General features: G+C 70.3%; 20 protein-coding genes and 2 pseudogenes. 6 read left to right on the top strand and 16 right to left on the bottom strand.

Annotated elements, in window-relative coordinates:
• Nucleotides 1–103 precede the first annotated feature (103 nt).
• The 4 genes from ACIOHP_RS29670 to ACIOHP_RS29655 form a co-directional block, all read right to left on the bottom strand.
• Nucleotides 104–358, bottom strand: a complete 255-nt coding sequence (locus tag ACIOHP_RS29670; RefSeq protein ID WP_401892215.1) for a HypC/HybG/HupF family hydrogenase formation chaperone — start codon at nt 356–358, stop codon at nt 104–106.
• Between the two features lie 6 nt (nt 359–364).
• Nucleotides 365–2,656: a carbamoyltransferase HypF gene (hypF, locus tag ACIOHP_RS29665; RefSeq protein WP_401892214.1), complete on the bottom strand. Its 2,292-nt coding sequence runs from the start codon at nt 2,654–2,656 to the stop codon at nt 365–367.
• A complete protein-coding gene (locus tag ACIOHP_RS29660) occupies nt 2,653–3,126 on the bottom strand; it encodes a hydrogenase maturation protease (protein WP_401892213.1) in 474 nt (157 codons plus the stop codon). Before ACIOHP_RS29660 ends, hypF begins: the two co-directional genes overlap by 4 nt.
• A 72-nt stretch (nt 3,127–3,198) precedes the next feature.
• Nucleotides 3,199–4,017: a universal stress protein gene (locus ACIOHP_RS29655; protein ID WP_401892211.1), complete on the bottom strand. Its 819-nt coding sequence runs from the start codon at nt 4,015–4,017 to the stop codon at nt 3,199–3,201.
• A 163-nt stretch (nt 4,018–4,180) separates the two neighbouring features.
• Between ACIOHP_RS29655 and ACIOHP_RS29650 the strand changes: the two genes are divergently transcribed.
• Nucleotides 4,181–5,080: a universal stress protein gene (locus ACIOHP_RS29650; RefSeq protein WP_401892209.1), complete on the top strand. Its 900-nt coding sequence runs from the start codon at nt 4,181–4,183 to the stop codon at nt 5,078–5,080.
• Between the two features lie 155 nt (nt 5,081–5,235).
• A pseudogene (locus ACIOHP_RS29645) lies at nt 5,236–5,714 on the top strand (PEP/pyruvate-binding domain-containing protein); the annotation flags it as partial.
• A gap of 5 nt (nt 5,715–5,719) precedes the next feature.
• On the opposite strand, the gene ACIOHP_RS29640 reads toward ACIOHP_RS29645, so the two are convergent.
• From ACIOHP_RS29640 to ACIOHP_RS29630, 3 genes are all read right to left on the bottom strand, one after another.
• On the bottom strand, nt 5,720–6,262 hold the full coding sequence (locus ACIOHP_RS29640) for an NAD(P)H-dependent oxidoreductase (RefSeq protein WP_401892207.1): 543 nt from the start codon (nt 6,260–6,262) through the stop codon (nt 5,720–5,722).
• A gap of 69 nt (nt 6,263–6,331) precedes the next feature.
• On the bottom strand, nt 6,332–7,312 hold the full coding sequence (locus ACIOHP_RS29635) for an aldo/keto reductase (protein ID WP_401892205.1): 981 nt from the start codon (nt 7,310–7,312) through the stop codon (nt 6,332–6,334).
• A 387-nt stretch (nt 7,313–7,699) separates the two neighbouring features.
• Nucleotides 7,700–8,545, bottom strand: a complete 846-nt coding sequence (locus tag ACIOHP_RS29630) for an SDR family oxidoreductase (protein WP_401892203.1) — start codon at nt 8,543–8,545, stop codon at nt 7,700–7,702.
• 243 nt (nt 8,546–8,788) lie between these two features.
• Between ACIOHP_RS29630 and ACIOHP_RS29625 the strand changes: the two genes are divergently transcribed.
• Entirely contained in the window at nt 8,789–9,745 is a 957-nt protein-coding gene (locus ACIOHP_RS29625) for a helix-turn-helix domain-containing protein (RefSeq protein ID WP_401892201.1), read from the top strand.
• A 190-nt stretch (nt 9,746–9,935) separates the two neighbouring features.
• Here the strand turns inward: ACIOHP_RS29625 and ACIOHP_RS29620 are convergent, their stop codons facing one another.
• Both ACIOHP_RS29620 and ACIOHP_RS29615 read right to left on the bottom strand, forming a co-directional pair.
• Complete coding sequence (locus tag ACIOHP_RS29620) at nt 9,936–10,328, bottom strand: hypothetical protein (RefSeq protein ID WP_401892200.1); 393 nt, start codon at nt 10,326–10,328, stop codon at nt 9,936–9,938.
• Nucleotides 10,329–10,345: 17 nt separating this feature from the next.
• Nucleotides 10,346–11,302, bottom strand: coding sequence for a threonine/serine dehydratase (locus tag ACIOHP_RS29615; protein WP_401892198.1), 957 nt, complete (start codon nt 11,300–11,302; stop codon nt 10,346–10,348).
• Between the two features lie 75 nt (nt 11,303–11,377).
• On the opposite strand from ACIOHP_RS29615, the gene ACIOHP_RS29610 reads away from it, so the two are divergent.
• The gene (locus ACIOHP_RS29610) at nt 11,378–12,046 is read left to right on the top strand and encodes a TetR/AcrR family transcriptional regulator C-terminal domain-containing protein (RefSeq protein ID WP_401892196.1); all 669 of its coding nucleotides are present in this window, start codon (nt 11,378–11,380) and stop codon (nt 12,044–12,046) included.
• A 227-nt stretch (nt 12,047–12,273) separates the two neighbouring features.
• Here ACIOHP_RS29610 and ACIOHP_RS29605 read toward each other — a convergent pair whose 3' ends face one another.
• The 3 genes from ACIOHP_RS29605 to ACIOHP_RS29595 form a co-directional block, all read right to left on the bottom strand.
• Nucleotides 12,274–13,548, bottom strand: coding sequence for an MFS transporter (locus tag ACIOHP_RS29605; protein WP_401892195.1), 1,275 nt, complete (start codon nt 13,546–13,548; stop codon nt 12,274–12,276).
• Between the two features lie 17 nt (nt 13,549–13,565).
• Complete coding sequence (locus tag ACIOHP_RS29600) at nt 13,566–14,105, bottom strand: ArsR/SmtB family transcription factor (protein WP_401892193.1); 540 nt, start codon at nt 14,103–14,105, stop codon at nt 13,566–13,568.
• Nucleotides 14,106–14,401: 296 nt separating this feature from the next.
• The gene (locus ACIOHP_RS29595) at nt 14,402–14,830 is read right to left on the bottom strand and encodes a VOC family protein (RefSeq protein ID WP_401892191.1); all 429 of its coding nucleotides are present in this window, start codon (nt 14,828–14,830) and stop codon (nt 14,402–14,404) included.
• An 826-nt stretch (nt 14,831–15,656) separates the two neighbouring features.
• Between ACIOHP_RS29595 and ACIOHP_RS29590 the strand changes: the two are divergent.
• A pseudogene (locus ACIOHP_RS29590) lies at nt 15,657–15,833 on the top strand (transposase); the annotation flags it as partial.
• A 103-nt stretch (nt 15,834–15,936) separates the two neighbouring features.
• Here the strand turns inward: ACIOHP_RS29590 and ACIOHP_RS29585 are convergent.
• The 4 genes from ACIOHP_RS29585 to ACIOHP_RS29570 all read right to left on the bottom strand — a co-directional run bounded on the left by ACIOHP_RS29585 (nt 15,937) and on the right by ACIOHP_RS29570 (nt 18,953).
• Nucleotides 15,937–16,335: a nuclear transport factor 2 family protein gene (locus ACIOHP_RS29585; RefSeq protein WP_401892190.1), complete on the bottom strand. Its 399-nt coding sequence runs from the start codon at nt 16,333–16,335 to the stop codon at nt 15,937–15,939.
• 312 nt (nt 16,336–16,647) lie between these two features.
• Complete coding sequence (locus ACIOHP_RS29580) at nt 16,648–17,067, bottom strand: ester cyclase (RefSeq protein ID WP_401892189.1); 420 nt, start codon at nt 17,065–17,067, stop codon at nt 16,648–16,650.
• A 44-nt stretch (nt 17,068–17,111) separates the two neighbouring features.
• Nucleotides 17,112–18,047 carry an alpha/beta fold hydrolase gene (locus ACIOHP_RS29575; protein ID WP_401892188.1) on the bottom strand — a complete coding sequence of 312 codons (936 nt, stop codon included), beginning with the start codon at nt 18,045–18,047 and terminating at the stop codon, nt 17,112–17,114.
• 138 nt (nt 18,048–18,185) lie between these two features.
• Nucleotides 18,186–18,953, bottom strand: coding sequence for a 3-oxoacyl-ACP reductase family protein (locus tag ACIOHP_RS29570; RefSeq protein WP_401892187.1), 768 nt, complete (start codon nt 18,951–18,953; stop codon nt 18,186–18,188).
• A gap of 131 nt (nt 18,954–19,084) precedes the next feature.
• On the opposite strand from ACIOHP_RS29570, the gene ACIOHP_RS29565 reads away from it, so the two are divergent.
• Complete coding sequence (locus ACIOHP_RS29565; protein ID WP_401892185.1) at nt 19,085–19,678, top strand: TetR/AcrR family transcriptional regulator; 594 nt, start codon at nt 19,085–19,087, stop codon at nt 19,676–19,678.
• Nucleotides 19,679–20,002 lie beyond the last annotated feature (324 nt).

The following is a 20,002-nucleotide window of genomic DNA, read 5'->3' as shown; positions in this document are numbered from 1 at the left end:
CAGCCAGGTTCATCCGGACCGGACACGACGGGCAGGGGCCGACCGGCCCTGATGGAGAGCCGAGGGGTCCTTCGGAGACGGCCGCCGACTGAGACCCCCAGCGCTACAAAGGCGCTCCCAGCTCTCCCTCGACCAGATCCGCCATGGACCGCAGCACGCCGAGAGTCCGCTGAGCCTCTTCCTCGTCGACCTGACTGATGGCGAACCCGACATGCACGATGACGTACGACCCGACCTTCGCCTCAGGCGTACAACTCAGGCACACCTCGCGCCGCACACCCCCGAAGTCGGCCGTGGCCATCCGCAGCCCGGCATCGTCATGGATCTCCACGATCCGCCCCGGAATTCCCAGACACATCCGCCCTCACCTCTCCCCGTCCAGCCGCGCCGCCGCGACCGCCGCCTGTCCGTAGCTGATGCCACCGTCCCCGACCGGGACCTGACCGCCGACCAGCACCCGCAGCCCTTGCGCGTGCAGCCGCCGCTTCACCTCGGTCAGCAGCCGCCGATTGACGAAGCAGCCGCCGCCCAGGCACACCGTGCGCGGCGCGCCCTCGGCCACGGCGCGTGCGACGAGGTCCGCGGTGACGTTGGCGAGAGTGAGATGGAAGGCCGCCACCAGCCGGGCCACCGGCTCTCCGTCGTGCTGCCGTTCCAGCAGGTCGGTCAGGGTCGGCGCGCAGTCGTACACCCACAGGCCCTGGGCCCGTACGACTCGGTGGGCGAGGGACACCGCGTGCTCGTCGCCGGCCGCCGCTTCGAGAAGGACGGCCGCCTCACCCTCGTAGCCCACCCGGTCGCACAGGCCGAGGAGCGCGGCCACCGCGTCGAAGAGCCGTCCGGCGCTGGAGCTGCGCGGGCAGTTGACGTCCCGGGCGATCATGGCGCGTACCGCGTTGAGTTCGGTGGGGTCGAGCCGGTCGGTGAAGGACCGGGTGAGCCAGGGGTAGGGGCGCGGGGAGCCCAGTGTCTCGCCACCGAGGAGATGGCCGAGGGCGGTGCGGGACGGATGGCGTACCGCCGCGTCGCCGCCGGGCAGGGGCGTGGTCGCGAACCTGCCCACGCGACGGTAGCCGCTCAGATCGGCGACAAGGATCTCGCCGCCCCACAGTGTGCCGTCGTCGCCCAGCCCCAGCCCGTCGTAGGCGACGCCGAGGAACGGGCCGCGCACACCGTGCTCCGCCGCGCAGGCGGCCACGTGCGCGTGGTGGTGCTGTACCGGGATCCGGCGCAGCGTCTGCGCCTCGGCCCACTGGGTGGAGAGGTAGCCGGGATGCAGGTCGTGGGCGAGCGCCACCGGTTCGATGCCGGTGAGGTGCCTGAGGTGGTCGTACGAGGCCAGGAAGGCGTCGTACGTCGGAAGGTCGGACAGATCTCCCGTGTGCGGTCCGATGTGGGCCCGGCCGTCGGCGGCCAGCGTGACCGTGTGCTTCAGCTGGGCGCCGGCCCCCGCGACCGGTTTCCGCACGGGCAGTGGCAGTGGCGCCGGGGCCAGCCCGCGGGCCCGGCGGATGGTGATCCGGGTGCGTCCGGTGATCTGGACGACGGAGTCGTCGTACCGGGAGCGGATCGGCCGGTCGTGGGTGAGGAACCCGTCGGCGACCGGGGCCAGGGTGCTCGCCGCCTCGGCGTCGTCCACGGCGATGGGCTCGTCGCTCAGGTTGCCGCTGGTGATCACCAGGGGCCGGGCCAGTTCGTCGAGCAGGAGGTGGTGCAGGCCGGTGGTCGGCAGGAACAGGCCTATCCGGGCCAGGCCGGGGTGCACCTCGGGTGCGAGCGGAGCCACGGTGCCTTGGCGGCGGTGCCGGGCGAGCAGCACCACGGGCCGCTCCGGTGACGTCAGGGCCTGGCGTTCCGTGGCGCCGATCCGCGCCAGGCGGACCGCTGCGTCGAGGTCCTGGACCATGACGGCGAACGGTTTCGTCGGACGGTGCTTGCGCTGCCGCAACTGCGCCACAGCCGCGGAATCGCCCGCGTCGCACACCAGTTGGTAGCCGCCCAGCCCCTTCACCGCGACGATCCCGCCCTCGTCGACGGTCCTCACCGCGGCCCGCAGTGCCTCCTCGCCGCGCAGCTTCTCCCAGGCCAGCCGCGGTCCGCAGTCGGGGCAGGCGACGGGTTCGGCGTGGAAGCGCCGGTCGGTGGGGTCGGCGTACTCGGCGGCGCACCGGGCACACAGGGGGAAGCGGCGCATGGTGGTGCGGATCCGGTCGTACGGCAGGTCCTCGATGATCGTGGCACGCGGACCGCAGTCGGCGCAGTTGATGAACGGGTAGCGGTGGCGGCGGTCGCGCGGGTCGCGCAGTTCGTCCAGACAGGCGGCACAGATCGCGGCGTCGGGCGGGATTTCGCGCGGTGCCGTGCCCGTGCGTCCGGGGGAGCTGTGGCGTACCTCGAAGCCCTGGTCGTGCACAGCGTGCTGTTCGGTGCCGGTCAGTCGGACGTGGCGCACTCGGGCGAGGGGCGGTGAGTCGGTGCGCAGGCGGGCGGCGAACTCCTCGATCGCGCGGGGCGGTCCGGCGACCTCGCCCTCGACATGGCCGTTGATGTTGGCGACCCAGCCGTGCAGGCCGAGCGCCGATGCCGTGCGGTGGACGAACGGCCGGAAGCCGACGCCCTGGACGATGCCCTCCACGTGGAAGTGGCGCGCGGTCATGCCGGCCTCCCCGCGATCTCGGCCTCGACGGCTGCCACCAGGGGTTCCACGGCGTCCGCGACGGCGGGGGAGAGGCCGGTGCCGAGCGTGCTCTCGGCGCCCTCCACGGCGTAGATCACCAGACGGTCCGGCAACCGGCCCAGCACTCGGGCTAGTTCGACGGCCTCGCCGAGCCCCAGCCCGTGCGAACTGGTGGTCTGCGGCTGTGGGAGGAACCCGGCGTCCAGTTCGAGACGGTGCACGCGGCCAGGAGTGCCCGGGTGGGCGTGGGCGGCGTCCACCACTACGGCGAGCCGGGCGCCCTCCCACAGGCCGATCAGTCGTCCGGGGTCGCCGTCGCAGGTGGCGAGGCGGGTGCCGGCGGCCGGCGGCCGCTCGCGCAGCCGGGCCAGCACCGCCCAGCCCACACCGTCGTCGCGCCGGAACTCGTTTCCGACGCCGATGACGGCGATACGACCGCGACTCTCCATGACCCCCACGGTGGGTCGCGCTCGCCCCGCCCCACAGGGGCCGAAGGACCCCATCGGCAGGGCCGACCGGGGCTACACCGGGACGACGGCGACCGGGCACTGGGCATGCCGCAGCAGCGCGAGAGCCGTAGTGCCCCGCCCGACCACCACCAGCTCCGTGTTTCCGGAGGTGTGTGCCAGGGCCTCGGCCGGGGGCAACAGCCGTACGTCCTCCAGGACGTCGACGTCCGGGTACTTGCCGCGCCACGGCCGCAGCACGTCGGACAACGCCTGCACCTCCTCGTCCTCCCAGGTGGCGCGGTCCTCCTCCAGGACCGGGAAAGGTGACCGCGCGGCCTGCGCGGGCAATGTCCAGCAGTGCACCGCGTGCAGCCGTGCGCCGTGTGTCCGGGCGGCCTCGAACGCGAAGCCGAGCGGGCCGTCCGCCGGGTCTCGAGCGTCGATCCCCAGAACCACGCCGTCGGCACAGCTCGGCCGCCACTGGCCGGCGGAGGAACCGGGCACCAGCACAACCGGCCGGGCACACTCCGAGGCCAGGGCCGAGGCGGTGGAACCCACCGCGACACCGGCATGGCCTCCCTCGCCGCGCAGGCCGAGCACGAGCAGTTCCGCGTCCCCGGCCTGCGCCCGCAGGCCGGGGACGAGAGCGCCGTCAAGGGTCGTGCCCCGAGCTGACAACACCCGGTGACGTTCGGTGAGTTCGGCGAGCGCGCGGTCCGTGACGGTCTCCGGCCGGTACGGCCACCGTTCCGCCGGGTCCGGACCGCGCGAGGGCGACACATGGACCACCCGCAGGGGCAGCCCGCGCAGCAGTGCCTCGCGTGCGGCCCAGTCGGCCGCTGCACGGCTGCGGGCCGAGCGGTCGACTCCGGCGATGATCATTCGTTCCATGGTGCGCCGCCTTCCCTACGCGGAGCACCCACACTGGCCGCGATCCCGTGAGGTGTGCAGGGGGCCGAACGGCCCCGGCGGGAGACCTGGCGGCCCATACCCGCGGTCGGTGCCCGGCGGGACGCTGGCATCAGGAGCAGAACAAGCACGGGAGGTGCGCATCATGCTTCGCCCCGTCATCGCCGGAGTCGACGGCTCGGACGAGAGTCTCGCCGCCGCTGAGTGGGCCGCCCGCGAGGCGGTCCGCCGTGAACGGCCCCTGCGTCTGGTGCACGCCTGGAGCTGGCATCCGCGCCAGGACGGCGAGCCCGCCACCGCGGCCCAGCGGCATCTGGCACGACGCGCCCTGCGCCGGGCCGAGGACCGTATCCGCCGCACCTGCCCGAACGTCGTCCTGGACGACGAACAGGTCGAGGGCCCCGCGACCGCGGCCCTGCTGCGTATGTCCGAGCAGGCCGATGTGCTGGTCCTGGGCTCGCGCGGCCTCAGTGGCTTCACCGGGTTCCTGGTCGGATCGGTCGCCCAGGGCGTGGTGGCGCGCTCCGAGCGTCCCGTCGTCCTGGTTCGGGCGGGGGAGGAGGCCGCCGACGAACACCTGCCGGCCGGCGACGGCGGCGACTCCACCCGCACCGGCTTCCGGGACGTGGTGCTCGCCCTTGATCTGGGCGACCCCTGCGACGAGGTCATCGAGTTCGCCTTCGAGGCGGCCCGGACCCGTGGCGCCCGCCTCAGGGCCGTCCACGCGTGGCAGTCACCGTCCCCCCTCACACTGGGGCCCGGCGAGATCGCACTCGTCGAGGAACCTCACCGCGCTGAGGAGTGGCTGGGCTTCATGACCGCGGTGCTGCAGATCTGGCGCGACAAGTACCCCGGCGTCGAGGTCGCCGAGACCGTCACCGAGGGCCGCCCGCAGTCCGTGCTGGTCCGGGCGGCCTCCGGGGCGAGCCTCCTCGTCGTGGGCCGCCGTATGGCCGACCGGCCCGCCGGACGGCGCACCGGGCCCGTCACCCACGCAGCCATCCATCACGTTGGATGCCCCGTGGCCGTTGTCGCCCACGCATGAGAGCCGAGCCCTGATGGGCACGCCGATCAAGTCCGGGCAGGGGAGGTTCGTCCGGGACTCCCACCGAGAGGTTCGACCGAACCGTGACGGGAGTGGACGGCGACCTCTTCGAGCAGGCCATGGCTCCGCCGAACAGCTCGCCCGCGCCATCCGCCGCCCGCGTCTACCGCCACAGGGAACGCTCCCCGACGACCGCGGGACCGCCGTCAACGTCCAGACCGCGGTCCTCGGCAACCTCGGCGATGGCTCCGGCACCGGCGTCGCCTTCACCCGCGACCCCGCCACCGGCGAGAGCGGCAGGTACGGCGACTACCTGCCCCACGCCCAGGGCGAGGACGTCGTCGCGGGCGTCCGCGGTGCACCGCCGCTGCGCGAACTCAAGAACCTCGGTCCGCGCGCGTACAACTGACTCGGCGATCACCTGCTCACGCTGGAGGACCGCACGATCACTGCGGACCAGGCCCTGACCTGCGTCGACGGTGCCGGGCTGACCTTGGTGCCTCGCTGCGACGCGAAGGTCACCGACCCGCCCCCTCGCCGGCGGTGTGCCCTCCTCGCCGGGTGCGGCGGTCGCCACTGCCGTCTTCGAGCCGCCGAGGCCGTACGCCGGGCCGAGACCGGAGAACCCGCCATCTCCCATTAGGCGGCGTAGGAGTCGAGCAGTTCGTTGTACTGCTTGGCGGCGGTGGCCAGGTCCTCGTCGGAGAGGCCGAAGGCGGTGCCGTACACCTTGACCATCGGCTGCTGGATGTCGAACTGGCACAGCCGCAGGGTCGCGTGCCAGTTGCTGAGGAGGGTCTCGATGGTGGCCTGGTTCGAGCCTTCGGGGGTGTAGTGGTCGGCGGGGACGCCGGCGGTGACGGCGACGACGGCCTTCTTGCCGGCCAGCTGCGAGGCGGAGCCGTCCATGGTGAACGCCCAGCCCAGAGTGAAGACCTTGTCCTGCCACTGCTTGAACAGGGGCGTGGTGTTGTACCAGAACACCGGGTGCTGGAAGACGATCACATCGTGCTCGGCGAGCAGCGCCTGCTCTGCGGCGACGTCGATCTGGAAGTCGGGGTAGGTGGCGTAGAGGTCGTGCACGGTGACATGGGCCAGATCGCGGACGGCGTCCACGAGTGCGGCGTTGGCCTTCGACTGGGACAGGTCGGGGTGACCTACGACAAGGAGAACCTTGGACACGATGAGAAACCTTTTCAGTGATCAGTGAATTGGTGAATGGGTGCAGGTGGTCGGGATCTTCGCCGGGGCTCAGCGATCGATGCTGGCCATGTTCGCCTCGTTGTGGCGTTCGCCCGCGGCGGGTGTGAGGTTGTTCAGGCGGTCGAGCTGAGCGGCGGTCAGCTCGACGGCGTCGGCGGCGGTGTTCTCCTCGACGCGGGTGACACGGCGGGTCCCGGGGATGGGGGCGATGTCGTTGCCGCGGGTCAGCAGCCAGGCCAGCGCGGTCTGAGCGGGGGTGGCTCCGATTTCGGCGCCGATGGCCCGTACTTCGTCGACGATGGCCAGGTTGCGCTGGAAGTTGTCGCCGGTGAAGCGCGGGTTGGTCTTGCGCCAGTCGTCGTCCGTGAAGTCGTCGACGGTACGGATCTGCCCGGTCAAAAGGCCGTGCCCGAGGGGGGAGTAGGGGACGAATCCGATGCCGAGATCGCGCAGGAGCGGGAGGATCTGGGCCTCGACGTCGCGGGTCCACAGCGAGTATTCGGTCTGCAGCGCGGCCACCGGATGGACGGCGTGGGCGCGGCGGATCGTGTCGGGGCCGGCTTCGGAGAGGCCGATGTGGCGCACCTTGCCTTCGGTGACCAGCTCGCCGAGCGCGCCGATGGTTTCCTCGATGGGCGTGTTGGGGTCGACGCGGTGCTGGTAGTAGAGGTCGATGTGGTCGGTGCCGAGCCGCTTGAGTGAGCCTTCGACCGCGGTCTTCACGTTGGCGGGGCTGCTGTCGATCACGCCGGGGCCGTCGCCGGCGTGGGAGACGAGGCCGAACTTCGTCGCCACCACGACGTCGTAGCGTCGGCCCTTGATGGCCTTGCCGACGATTTCCTCGCTGTGGAAGGGACCGTAGATCTCGGCGGTGTCGATGTGGGTGACCCCGAGGTCCAGGGCCCGGTGGATGGTGCGGATCGACTCCGCGTCGTCGAGCCCTCCGCCGGTGGTGTAGGTGCCGGCCATGGTCATGGCTCCCAGGCCTATGCGGGAAACATCGAGCCCGCCCAGTGATACGTGCTTCATCAGGTACTCCTTGTCGTAGTGGCCGTCTGGGCCCGCTCGGTGGGCATGGCTGTGGGCGCTGTGACCGCCTCGTCGGCCGACGGACCGCTTCGGGGATCTGCGCATCCGGCGCCGAGGCCGAAGCGGGGCATGCGCATGACTTCATCTGACTTCGTCGTCTTTGCGGCCGGGCGCGCGGTGGCCGGCCAGGGGATATGCGAGCTGGCCGCTGTGGGCCGGGGTGACGCCGGTGTGGCGGGGGACGGGCGACGGGAGACCGCACTGGTCACGCACAAACCACGCCTTGCTCGGCTCGCGCTCGCCTTTGAGCGGCGCGCCGTCTCTCCCTGCTGTCGAAGAGTGCGCTCGGCGGGTCCTCCGCCTCGCCCTGGGTGTGGGGTGTGCCGGTCAGGCGTGGGTGTCGTCGTAGGCGAGGTTGTCGCCCAGTTCGCGGGAGGCGTCGGCTTGGGCGAGGAGGTCTTTCGCCTTGGCCTCGGCGGCCTCGATGGCGTCCGCGCCGGCGATGAAGCGCTGCGGGGGCTTGTCCTGGCCGGCGATGGTGAGCAGGGCGCGGGCGAGCTTGGCGGGGTCGCCGGGCTGCTTGCCGTTCATGCTCTTCATGCCCTCGATCCTGGGGGCGGTGCGCGGAGCGTAGTCCTCGATGGACAGCTCGGGCCAGGTCGTGGAGCCGTCCGCGAGGAGTTCGGTGCGGAAGTAGCCGGGCTCCACGACCGTGGTGCGGATGTTGTACGGCTCGACGTCGTAGTGCAGGGACTCCATCCAGCCCTCTGCCGCGAACTTGGAGGCCGCGTAGGCGGAGGTGAATTCCATGCCGACCAGGCCGGCGGTCGAGGTGATGGTGATGATGTGGCCGGCGCGCTGCCGGCGCAGGATCGGCAGGACGGCGCGGGTGACGTTCATCGGGCCGAAGAGGTTCGTCTCGAACTGCCGGCGCATCTGCGCGGGCGAGATCTCCTCGAAGTAGCCGGTGAAGAGGTTCCCGGCGTTGTTGACCAGGACGTCGATGCGCCCGAACCGGTCGACGGCGGCCTGCGCGGCGGCCTCGGCGTCCTGAAGGCTGGTGACGTCGAGCTTGGTGACCAGCAGACTGTCCTGCGGTCCTCCGAGGGTCTTCTCGACCTCTTCGGGGCGGCGGCCGGTGGCGACGACCTGGTGGCCGGCGGCGAGGGCCTCGCGGGCGATGTCGGTGCCCAGGCCGCGTCCGGCACCGGTGACGAGAATGACCTTGCTCATGAAACGTTTCCTTTCAGGCGCCGTGATCCGGCACCTGGTGTGTGCAGGGTGTGGCATGCAGCGCCGACAGCGCCGCAGAGGGAGTGGGACCGGCGGCACAGCGCCGACTGCCCGGACGGTTCACACCGCCGTGGGCGGTGCACCACCAAGAAAACCGGCTGTCACACGTGGGCGGGAGTCCCTGATGAGGGGGTCACTGACAGGGACCCCCAACCCGGCGCAAGCACCCCTAGAGTGAAGCGCATGGCAGGGAGAAACGACCCACAGGGCAATAATCGCGACATCCGTGATGATTTCCGCGCGGAGATCCGGGAATTCCTCGGCACGCGACGGGCCAGGGTCACCCCCGAGCAGGCCGGACTGCCCTTGTACGGCGGAGAGCGCCGACGGGTCACCGGGCTGCGCCGCGAGGAGGTCGCCCTCCTCGCGGGCATCTCCAGCGAGTACTACACCCGGCTGGAGCGCGGCAACGCCACCGGCGTCTCCGAGAGCGTCATCGAAGGCATCGCTCAAGCACTTCAGCTCGACGAGGCCGAACGCATCCACCTGCTCGACCTCCTGCGCGGCGCCGGCACGACCCGGCCGCCACGCCGCCGCCCGGCCCAGCAGCGAGTCCGGCCCGCGGTGCAACGCGTCCTCGACTCGATGGCCGGGACACCCGCGTTCATCCTCAGCGGACGCGGGGACATCCTGGCCGCCAACCACCTCGGGCGCGCCCTGTTCTCCCTCGTCTACGCCGATCCCGTACGGCCGCCGAACAACGCCCGGTTCGTCTTTCTCAGCCCGCAAGCGACCGAGTTCTTCCGCCACTGGGACGAAGTCGCCAACGACACGGTCGCCATGCTGCGCGCCGAAGCCGGCCGCGACCTCTACGACCGACGGCTGACGGACCTGATCGGGGAGCTGTCCACCCGCAGCGAGGAATTCCGGCGCCGCTGGGCGGCCCACAACGTCCGGATGCACACCACCGGCGTCAAGCTCCTGCACCACCCGGTCGTCGGCGACCTCGACCTGCCCTTCGAAACCTTCCCGCTCCCCGACGGCCCCAGCCAGTTCCTCCTCACCTACACCGCCGAGCCAGCATCCCCCACCCAGGACGCCCTGAACCTGCTGTCCAGCTGGGCCGCGACCAACGACGGCATCGCCCGGACCACCTTGGACAACTCCCAGCCCGCAGACTCCGGCGAGACGCCCGACTGACCGATGGGGCAGGCGAGTCGAGATGTGGCAACTCCTGCGGAGCACTGGCAGCCCCGCCTGGACGAACCACGCGACGGACGAGCCGCCGCTCAGCGCGCACTCTTCGGCCCTGACCGGCGTGGGGGCTGGCACGGGATGTCGAGTTGAGCCGTTGAAGTAGCCAGACGCCAGGTCTCTCGTGTGTGCGGTGCTACCAGAGCGTCGACGGTCCCGCGACGACCCAACCGGCGTCGGTGGATTTGACCCAAAAGCCCAGTGACACCTCGATTTCCCGCCCGCGGTGGGTGACTTCGACGTAGAAGCCGCTGTCAGTGTGGCCCCAGTGGAAGTCCCCGAGTTCGAGCTCACCGAGCCAGGACAGGTCGCGCTCCCACACGTCTGCGGCAGGGCTGCTGTCCGACTCGCCCGCATCGCCGCTCGCTCCGACCGAACCGGTCCACAACGACTTGAGCACATGCCGGACCGATGGATGATCGACGAGACGTTCGGCCTCAAGGGCCTTTCCGGCTCGGAGCAGTCTGAAGTAGCGACGGACGATCCCTTCCACGTCGGTCTTGGCAGGGCGCTCCGTCCAGATCTTCACCGCGAGATCATAGGGGTTCAGTGGACCAGGTCGCTGGGGTCTGTGTTGGCGCCGCAGAGTACGACGGCGACCTTCTCGCCGGGGACGGGTCGGTAGGGGGCCTTGGTGGCCGTGACGGCGGCGAGGGCCGTGGCGGCAGCGTGTTCGACGGCGAGTCGGCGGTCGTCCCACAGGGCCTGGCGGGCGTGGATGATCTCGCTGTCCGGTACGAGGACGGAGCGCACGTTGTCCTGCTGGGCCGCGTGGAGTGCCATCGCGGAGGTGCGGCGGGCGCCCAGGGAGTCGGCGGCGACGGAGTCCACGCGGACGTCGACCGGATGGCCGGACTCCAGGGCGGCGTTCAGGGCCCGGCAGTTCTCCGGCTCGACGGCCACGACGCGGATGCCGTGGTGTCGGGCGGCGGTGGCCACACCGGCGAACAGCCCACCACCGCCGACGGCGACCACGACCGTGTCCAGGCCGGGCAGCCGAGTGTGGATCTCCTCCAGGAGGGTGCCCGCGCCCGCCGCGATGAGCGGGTGGTCGTAGGCGTGGGAGGTGAGCGCGCCGGTCGTGTCGGCGAACTCCTGGCAGGCGGCGAGGGCTTCGGCGTACTCCGTGCCGACGAGACGGACGACGGCGCCGTACGCGCGCAGCTTGGCCACCTTCACCGCGGGTGCGGTGGTGGGTACGAAGACGGTCGCGGTGACGCCCTGCTGTCGCGCGGCCCACGCGCACGCGAGCCCCGCGTTGCCACCGGAGGCGATGGTGACCCCCGTATCCGGGAGGGTGCCGGCGTCACGGTGGGCCTGGAGGAAGTTCTGTGCGCCGCGGGCCTTGAAGGAGCCGGTGTACTGCATGAACTCCTGCGCCAGCCACAGCTCGCACGGCCCCGGAGCGCTGCCGACGTCGGCGGGAGTGAGGGTGACAGGGCGGACCCGGCCGGTGATCCGTTCGGCGGCGGCTTTGACGTCACCGTAGGTGAGCTTGTCCATGGTGCTGCTCCTGTTGAGGGGGCGCCCCCCTCTTCGGCCGGGCTTTTCGATACGACGTATCGTACAGTGACTCATATGCCGCGTCACTCACCCTCCCTGGACCGTGCGACCCCGGACCGCATCGCCGAGACCGCCCTCCTCCTCGTTGACGAGAGTGGCCCCGAAGCGCTGACTTTCCGGGCACTGGCCATGCGACTGGACATCTCCCTCGCCTCTCTCCAGCGGCGCTGCACCGACATGGCCGGCCTGCTCGACCTGTGCACCGACCACCTGGCCGCCCGCCTCCCCGTGGTCGAGCCGGGAACCGACTGGGCCACGGCGACCGAAGCACGCTTCCTCGCGCTGTACCGGCTGCTCGCTGCCCACCCCGGGCTGCTCGCGCTGCGCGGGACGCGACCCTGGCTCGGGTCGAACCTGCTGGCCCGCCTGGTGGAGCCGCAACTGGCCGACAGCCTCGCGGCAGGAATGAGTCCGCAGGAGGCGATCACCGCGTACCGGCGGTTGTACCTGCTCACGCTCGGCAGCGCGAGCTTCGTCGACCACCGCGACCCCAAGGCCACCCAGGCCGCGACGCGCACCGCGCTGGCCGCGCTCGACCCGGAGGAGTTTCCGGCACTGACCGGTCACTTGGCCGCGATCGTACCCACCGTGACCGACGACGAGGTCTACTACGGCGCCCTGCGCCAACTCATCGACGCCGCCAGCGTCGCCTCCCCCTCCGCCGACGCACAGCAAGGAGCATGAGCTCTCGGCCTCCGCGAGGCGGTCAAGGGTGGCCAGCTCCAAGTACGCATCGCTTGCAGGACCTTGTCCTTGGTGAAGGCGGCCGACACGACAGTCCCGGGCTCGGATCGCTCTGCCTCAACGACAACGTCGGCGGCCGGCCAGGCCTGCACTCCTCCCGGGAGCCGTACGCCGCCCCGGGAGGCGAGGATTGACGGCGGACACACCTGAGTTGACCTCGGCAGGCTTCACAACACGTCGGACGCGCCCTCCTGGGCGGGCTGCTTGATTGCCGGGTGATCTGGGCCGTCGGCCGGGGTGGCGGCACGCAGGGCCGCTTCGACCCGGCGGTTGCTGGTCATGGATGCCGTGACGGCCGTCATGGCCAGGAGGAGGCCCGCGGCGGCGTAGAGCGGGGTGCGGATGTCGTAGGTGGTGGCCAGCCAGCCGCCGAGGAAGGCCCCGATGGGGGCGGCGCACATGGCCAGCATGCGGGAGGTGGAGGCGACCCGGCCCATGAGGTGGGCGGGGACGATGGCCTGCCGGAGGGAGGGCGCGAGGACCATGGTGGCACCCATGCCGGCCCCGCAGACGGCGAGGGCGAGCCCGGCCACGTACGGGTTCGGGGCGGCGGCCAGGCCCAGGATGGCCAGCCCTTCGACAGCGGCCGTGCAGGTCAGTGCGGTGCCGGTGCCGAGTCGTCGGCCGAGGTAGGAGGCGATGCCTGCGCCGAGAAGACCGCCGGTGGCCTCCGCCGTGAGGAGCAGGCCGAAGCCGTAGGTGTCGATGCCGAGGCGGTCGTGCGCGAAGAGGGCGAGGACGGTCTCCACGGCGAGGAAGGCGACGTTCCCGACCGCCGGGCGGAGCGCGAGTCCGAGCAGCACCCGGTCCCGGAAGACGTACGAGGCGCCGGCCCGCGCTTGCCGAAGCAGCGACTCGCGGACCTGCGGCACGGGCCGGGGCATGGCGGGCAGCGTACGGACGAGCAGTGCGGAGAACAGGAACGACACCGCGTCGGCGAGCAGTGGAACCGCCCGCCCGAGCGCGAGCAGCGCACTGCCCGCAGGCGGCCCCGCGAAACCGGACATGGCCGTCTGGGCTCCGCGCAGGCGGGAGTTGGCGCGCTCAAGGAGTGCGGGGTCGCGGCGGAGTAGATCCGGCAGGTAGGCCGTGGCGGCTGTATCGAAGAAGAGCCCGCCGAGGCCGAGCAGGAAGGCGACGGCCGCGAGCAGCGCAATGCTCAGCACGTCGAGCGCGGCTGCCGCCGCCGGTATCGCGAGCAGTGCCGCACGCGCCGCGTCCGCGACCCACATCGTGCGTCGGCGGTCCCAGCGGTCGACCAGCGCACCGCCGAGCACTCCGAAGAGCAGCCACGGCAGCGTACCGGCGGCTGTGACGACGGCGAGTGCCATCGGATCCCGCGTCAGCGTCAACGCGATCAGCGGCAGCGCGGCGTGCGACACCCCGTCACCGAGCGAGGAGATGGTCTGCGCGGTCCACAGCCGTCCGAACCCGGTAGGCAACTTCCGAGAGCCTGAGGTCACTTGGCGTCCCCCTCGGCCTGCTCGCGCGGTGCCGGGTGGAACAGTGCGAAGACGAGTGACGCGTCCGGCAGCGACGGATCGGACAGCTCCTGGAACTCGTCCGCCAGTGCCTCCAGTCGCGCCCCCAGCTGCGCGAACTGCTCCTCGGTGAGCCGCAGATGCGCCATCCGTACGTGCCGCTCGCCGTCCACCGGCGACGCCTCCAGGTCCGCCACCGCATGGCGCATCAGCACATCCGGCCCTCCCACGCCCGGATCCGGCAGTTCGATCGACCGCGCGGCCATCGCGTAGTACCGCTCGGTGACACCGCGCACCTTCCGCGTCCGTACCACCTTCACCAGGCCGGCCCGTTCCAACAGCCGTATGTGATAGCTGGAACTCCCCTTCGCGAGGCCCACCCGCTCGGCGATCTGCGTGATCGTCGCGGGCTCGAAGCGGAGCGCGGCCATGATCCGGTGGCGGGTCAGATTGGAGACGGCGCGCAACTGTTCGTCCGTGGTGACGTGAAACGTCTCGGGGAGGTCGTCAGTAGGCATGCGAGCAATGGTCAACGATTCTTGACCATTGCGCAAGGGGATTCCACGGGCCTTCCAGAACCTGCTGTCCTGGCGCGCGAGACCTTCCGTCGAAGCGCCCCAACTCCCTTGCCGATACGGGGCCAGTCACTCAGGAGTCGGCGCACGACATGGCCGACTTGTGTGAGCCCGGCGCGAAGCGAATCCGCCCCGTCAAGCGGCTCCCGGCACCTGGCCGCCCCAAGTGTTGCTCCGGGACGGGAAGTTGGGGAGCCGCTCAGTGTGAGGGTCTGACGGGATCGCCGCTCACCAGCTTGCTAGGGGCGGACGTACGGCACAGTCATGACCTCCATGTTGTGGCCGCTCGGGTCGTCGAAATAGGCGCCGCGTCCGCCGAAGAGGCGGTTGATCCGGCCGGGTTCGGTGTGACGGGGGTCGGCGTAGTAGGTGACCCCGACCGCCTCCAGGCGGGCGATCATGGCGTCGAACTGCTCGTCAGGCACGAGAAACGCGTAGTGCTGCGGCTGGATCGGCTCGTCACGCTTCTCGTAGTAGTCGAGTGTCACGCCGTTACCCAAGTCGACGGGCAGGAACGGCCCGAAGGGTGCGCCGACCTTCAAGCCCAGGATCGTGGCGATGAACTCGGCTGACAGGTGCCGGTCCGTGGCGAAGACGGCGGTGTGGTTCAGTTGGACGACGTTGGCCGACAGCTCAGCTTCGTGCCGGCGCTGCTCATCATGTGGCATGTGTGGACGTGTCTCCGAGTCTTGGTTCCACTGTTGAGCGCCGCTCGTGGGCGCTGGAAGGAAAGACAGGGAGACGTCGGCGGGGCTCTTGCCCGCCTCGCGCTCACGCCGAGGCCGGGGGCCTCACTCGTGTATGGCCCATGGCCGACCCGGCAGTCACATGACCGACCCTATTGCCCTGCCACGCACCGTGGCAACGCTGGATCCCACTGCCATGGGCCGGAGGGCTGCCAGACGAGACGTCCCAGCGCCGCCCGTGCGAGGCCTGTCCACCACGTGTTGAGGCAGTGGCAGTTCATCGCGGTGAGGGTGCGCTGACGCTGCAGCCGCGGCCGAGCCCAGGCTGATTGCTTCGGCGGGCAGATGTCGGCCACCGGTGACGGTCTTCCAGACCGACGGCATGAGGAAGTCCCCTAACCTCGGGCTTTCACGAACCGGGCGGTCCACGGCTTGATCACAGCTGCGAGAAGTACTCCTGACCAGCGGCATCGGGGCTTGCCGAGGGTCCGGTTGGGTGCGAGGAGAGAAGCACCCCTCAGGTGAAGCGGGCGTACCCCCTTGCCCCCGGGTACTCCCCGGTCGCCGTCGCGTGTCCGTCTATGCTCGCAGTGATGAGGTCGCCCGCACGGTAAAGAACGGGACCCGGGGTGCGGTCAGGGTCGTTTGCCTCATCTCCATCGTGTGGTGGAATCCGCGTAGCCAACCTCGCGGAGTTACCCGAGCAGGTTGTTCGACGAGTGGCCTCAAGAGCAGAAAGTGCCCCTGACCAGCGAGAATGAGGATTGTCTAGGCCCTCGTTCCCGCGTCCGTCGGAGGCACTTTCCAGGTGAGGAAGCGTATCGGGTTGTACCCGCGTGTCCGCGTCGAGGGCAGTGGCAACAGGGCCGTCTCGCAGGCCGGAGTGGTGCTGCTGGTCGAGACCGTCCGCAAGGTGGGGCTGGACACCACGATTTCGGCGGCGCTGACGCCGTGGCGCAAGCCGCGGACGGTGCATGATCCGGGCTAAGGCGGCCCGAGCTGATATTCGGGACGGTCAGCGGCCCGTCGCACAGCAACAGGCCGCCGATAGGGGAAAAACGGTCAGGTCTCGCCGAACGCGGAGGCCGTCATGAGGCCTTGGCGAGGGTGTCGAGCACGCGTGAGTCGAAGTATTCCTCGATCCGTGCCACGAGCCCGCCGGAGTCGATCTCCAGCCGCATCATCGCCGGCATCCGGAACCGGTCCCCGGAGCGGAGCACCGCGGTCAGCGTGTACTGCAGGAACGCCTGGGAGCCGACCGTCGTGATACGTCGGTCCTCGTAGCTCCGGCTCGTCGAGAGGGCGCAGAGGTGACCGAGTATCGCAGCCATGGCATGGACGTCCTGCTCGATCTCGTCGAAGTTGTGCCAGGTGAGCGCGCCGGGCGCGAAGCAGCGGCGTACCTCGTCCATGTCGCCCTTCTCGATCGCGGCCAGCAAGGTGTGCACCACGCTGAAGTCCGTGGGGGCCGGTTCTTTCCGCGACATCTCTCTCCTCGGTTGTCTCGGCCGTGCGGATCAGCATGCGCCCTGAACTCGGGTCCAGGTCTGGTGGCTCGGGCTCAGCGCCGAGCCTCGGCCACCTGGCCCTTACGGGCGCGCTCGGCGCGGTATTTGGCGAACCGCTGGAATGCGGACGGATTGTCGATCGAGCCGCAATCGGCGACCTGCCAGATCTCTGTGCCCTGCGGGATGGGGAGTCGCCTCCGGCGAAGGGTCGATGGGGCGATCCACTTCGACCCTTCGCCGGGGGTTCTGTCTGGTCGGCTCACGCCGCGCTGACGAGTCCCTGCTGCTGCCTCAGTCGGTGAGCTGCATCTGCATCTGCAGTTGCAGCAGTTCCTCGACGTGCCGGATCTCGACGATCCGGCCGTCGACCACCCGCGCGAGGTCGATGCCGGAGCAGGTCACGTCACGGCCGGTCGCGGGCAGTCCGAACCAAGGGCCGGTGTGGGTCGCTGTGATCACCCACTGGGAGACGACCCAGCCGTCGTCCGTCTCGGCCTGGTAGACGATCTCGTGGTGGGGGTTGGTGAACCCGTCGCGCATGGCGGCGACCATTCCCTTCATTCCCTCGATCGCCGAGGGAGCCCCTGGGGGCAGGTTGTGGTCGATGAGATCGGGCGAGACCAGGGTGTCCAGCGCATCGATATCGCCCGCGTCGAAGGCGGCGAACACGCGGGTAGGAACATCGCGGGCGGAAGTGGGTTGGCTGTTCATCAGGGGTTTTCCTCTCACCTCGGTGTGCCGGCTCTCGAAGTCGGTCAGGCCGTGGGGTAGAAGGCGTTGATCTCGGCCAGGACGCGGTCGGGTGCTTCGTGGAGGAGGAAGTGCCCGGCGCCGGGAACGTCGGCGGAGGTGGCGCCGGGGGCGGCGTCCTGGAGGGGCGCCAGGACCATGTCGGCGAGGCCGGCCTGGGTGATCATGCGGACCGGGATGGTCAGCGGGGCCTCCTGCAGCTTGGTGTTGTCGGCCTCGTCCTGGGTCTCGGTCCGGTAGAGCTCGAAGCCGGCGTGCAGGACCTGGGGGCGGGAGTACAGCCGGACGAACTCGGCCAGTTCGTCGGCGGAGATGTTCTCGCCGGCGGTCTTCATCCCCTGGAAGAAGTGGGTGAGGAAGGTCTCGACCCGGTCGGTGACCAGTTCCTCCGCGAGGGGACGCTGCTTGTTGAAGGAGAAGTGCCAGAACATCGACTCGATGGTGGCGAACTTCAGGTTCTTGCCGGTCAGGCCGTAGTCCATGAGGAACAGGCCTGCTATCTGATCGCGATACTGGGCGGCCAGCGGGTAGGCGACGCTGACGCCGAAGTCGTGGGCGACGACGTGTACGTTCTCGCGGTGGCCGAGGTGTTCGAGCAGCTTGTGGACGTAGGTGGCCAGGACCGCCTTGGCCCTGGAGGACGGGTTTCCGGTCGAGTCGCCCAGGCCCGGCAGATCGATGGCGATGACGGTGCGGCCGGGCAGCAGCGAGGGCATGATCTGGCGGTACTCGTACCAGCTCTGCGGCCAGCCGTGCAGGAGCACCATGACCTGCGGGCCGTCGCCGCCGATGACGTAGTGCATCTGCACGTCGTCGATGGTGGTGAAACCGTGCCGGAAGAGCTGGTTGAACTCGGCGTCGTCCCTGGTCGCCGCGTCGTAGCCGGGGCTGAGCGGCTCCTCCGACCCGACGGCCGCGGGAGCTGTGGTGGAAGCGTTCATGATGGTGCGTCCTTTGTGGTGGTGGGTGCCGTCGTGGGCGGCGATGGGGTTGGAGGCCGGTGGCCTGCGCCGGTCGCGATCTCTGCGCCGACCGCGAGCGCGGGGACGTGCAGGGGAGTGCGGCCGCCGGGTGGGCGGTCAGACAGCGATGCCGCCGTCGACGTTCCAGTTGGCGCCGGTGATGAAGTGGGCTTCGGGGCCGGCGAGATAGGCGACGGCGCTGGCGATGTCGGCGGGCTCGGCGAAATGGTCGAGCGGCATGAGCTGCTTGAGGGATTCCGCGTACGGGCCGGAGACAGGGGTCATGTCCGTAGCGGTGGGGCCGGGTTGCACGTTGTTGACGGTGATGCCGTGCGGACCGAGTTCGCGGGCCAGGCCGCGGGTGAGGCCGGCGACGGCGGCTTTGGTCAGGGCGTAGACGGTTGCGCCGGGGAAGGGGACCCGGTCGACGATGACGCTGCCGATGGTGATGATGCGGCCCCCTTGGCCGAGGTGGGGAGTGGCGGCCTGGACGGCGCTGAACACGCCCCGGACGTTGACCGCTATGAGTCGGTCGAACTCCTCCAGCGGGAAGTCCTCGATCGGTGCGGCGTGGGAGACGCCGGCGTTGTTGACGAGGATGTCCAGTGCGCCGAAATGCTTCGTGGTGCGACCGACCGCGGCCCGGACGGCTTCGTGGTCCGCGCTGTCCGCCTGTATCGCCAGGGCGCCTGTGGCCTCGGCCACGGTGTCGGCCTGTTCCTTGGCGCTGGTGTAGGTGAAGGCGACCTGGGCGCCGTCGGCGGTCAGGCGGCGCACGATCGCGGCACCGATGCCTCGGGACCCGCCGGTGACCAGGGCGATTTTGCCTTCGAGGGGTGGTCGTACGGGGGACTGGGTGGCGCCGGGGGCGGACTGGGTGCTCACAAGGGGGTCTCCAGGCTCTTCAACACTTCACTTACGAACCGAACCGATCGGTTACTATATGCATGATGACACTAACCTGGGCAACCACGGGATTCCTTCCGTAGCGGCGAACTTTTCTCAAGGAGGCTTCGATGCCCAGCACGGGACGGCCCCGGTCCTTCGACACCGACGAGGCGCTGGACGTGGCCATGCGGCTGTTCTGGGCCGAGGGCTACGAGGGCGCCTCGCTCGCCGCGCTGACCGAGGCCATGGGGATCAACCGGCGCAGCATCTACGCCGCCTTCGGCAACAAGGAGGAGCTGTTCCGCAAGGCCGTCGACCGCTATGTGGAAGGCCCGGGAGGGTTCGTGGCCCCGGCTCTTGAGCTACCCACCGCCCGGCAGGTGGCCGAGGCGATGCTGCACGGAGGCGTGGAGGCCCACACCGCGCCCGGCTGCCCGCGCGGCTGCCTGCTGGTGCAGTCCGCGCTGGCGGCCGGCCCGGAGAGTGAGCCGGTCCGCCGCGACCTGGCCGAACGTCGGGAGGCCGGAGTGGCCGCCTTGCGGAAACGGTTCGAACAGGCCCAGGCCGAGGGTGACTTGCCCCCCACCGCCGACCCGGAGACGCTCGCCCGCTATGTGCACACTGTCGGGCAGGGCCTCGCCGTGCAGGCCGCCGGCGGCGCCAGCCGCGAGGACATGCATCGCGTCGCCGACCAGGCACTCAGCACGTGGCCGAGCACCTGATTCCACTACTGGACCGTCGCGTGAACACGCGCCTGATGTATACCGGGTCGGCTTGGTCGGCCGACGGCGCGAATCAGTCCTCACGCCGTGTGGGTGCTGCTGCCGTGTCTCGCCGCAGCTTCGCTCAGGGCGCGTACTGAGTCATGGTCGATGGTTGGCCGGAGCGAAGTCTTGATCCAGATCCTCGAGGGTGCAGGTGGGTCCGGCGAGGTAGCAGTCCAGGATGTTGTCGTGTCGGGTGCGATGCCTCGCCCCGGCCCTGAGCTTGTTGAGCAGGCGCTGGACGGTGTTCTGGTCGTTGTAGAGGCTGGCGTCGGGGCTGGC

The sequence above is a fragment of the Streptomyces sp. NPDC087859 genome (assembly GCF_044742595.1).
In the GTDB taxonomy this organism is placed as follows: Bacteria; Actinomycetota; Actinomycetes; order Streptomycetales; family Streptomycetaceae; genus Streptomyces; species Streptomyces canus_F.
Note: the sequence above shows the minus strand (reverse complement) of the source record. Positions and strands in the feature narration are given on the sequence as shown.

Excerpts from the sequence above, each read along its gene's own strand:
- ACIOHP_RS29670 (WP_401892215.1), bottom strand. The coding sequence starts at position 358 with ATGTGTCTGGGAATTCCGGGGCGGATCGTGGAGATCCATGACGATGCC.
- hypF (WP_401892214.1), bottom strand. The coding sequence starts at position 2,656 with ATGACCGCGCGCCACTTCCACGTGGAGGGCATCGTCCAGGGCGTCGGC.
- ACIOHP_RS29660 (WP_401892213.1), bottom strand. The coding sequence starts at position 3,126 with ATGGAGAGTCGCGGTCGTATCGCCGTCATCGGCGTCGGAAACGAGTTC.
- ACIOHP_RS29655 (WP_401892211.1), bottom strand. The coding sequence starts at position 4,017 with ATGGAACGAATGATCATCGCCGGAGTCGACCGCTCGGCCCGCAGCCGT.
- ACIOHP_RS29650 (WP_401892209.1), top strand. The coding sequence starts at position 4,181 with ATGCTTCGCCCCGTCATCGCCGGAGTCGACGGCTCGGACGAGAGTCTC.
- ACIOHP_RS29635 (WP_401892205.1), bottom strand. The coding sequence starts at position 7,312 with ATGAAGCACGTATCACTGGGCGGGCTCGATGTTTCCCGCATAGGCCTG.
- ACIOHP_RS29630 (WP_401892203.1), bottom strand. The coding sequence starts at position 8,545 with ATGAGCAAGGTCATTCTCGTCACCGGTGCCGGACGCGGCCTGGGCACC.
- ACIOHP_RS29625 (WP_401892201.1), top strand. The coding sequence starts at position 8,789 with ATGGCAGGGAGAAACGACCCACAGGGCAATAATCGCGACATCCGTGAT.
- ACIOHP_RS29615 (WP_401892198.1), bottom strand. The coding sequence starts at position 11,302 with ATGGACAAGCTCACCTACGGTGACGTCAAAGCCGCCGCCGAACGGATC.
- ACIOHP_RS29610 (WP_401892196.1), top strand. The coding sequence starts at position 11,378 with ATGCCGCGTCACTCACCCTCCCTGGACCGTGCGACCCCGGACCGCATC.
- ACIOHP_RS29600 (WP_401892193.1), bottom strand. The coding sequence starts at position 14,105 with ATGCCTACTGACGACCTCCCCGAGACGTTTCACGTCACCACGGACGAA.
- ACIOHP_RS29595 (WP_401892191.1), bottom strand. The coding sequence starts at position 14,830 with ATGCCACATGATGAGCAGCGCCGGCACGAAGCTGAGCTGTCGGCCAAC.
- ACIOHP_RS29585 (WP_401892190.1), bottom strand. The coding sequence starts at position 16,335 with ATGTCGCGGAAAGAACCGGCCCCCACGGACTTCAGCGTGGTGCACACC.
- ACIOHP_RS29580 (WP_401892189.1), bottom strand. The coding sequence starts at position 17,067 with ATGAACAGCCAACCCACTTCCGCCCGCGATGTTCCTACCCGCGTGTTC.
- ACIOHP_RS29575 (WP_401892188.1), bottom strand. The coding sequence starts at position 18,047 with ATGAACGCTTCCACCACAGCTCCCGCGGCCGTCGGGTCGGAGGAGCCG.
- ACIOHP_RS29565 (WP_401892185.1), top strand. The coding sequence starts at position 19,085 with ATGCCCAGCACGGGACGGCCCCGGTCCTTCGACACCGACGAGGCGCTG.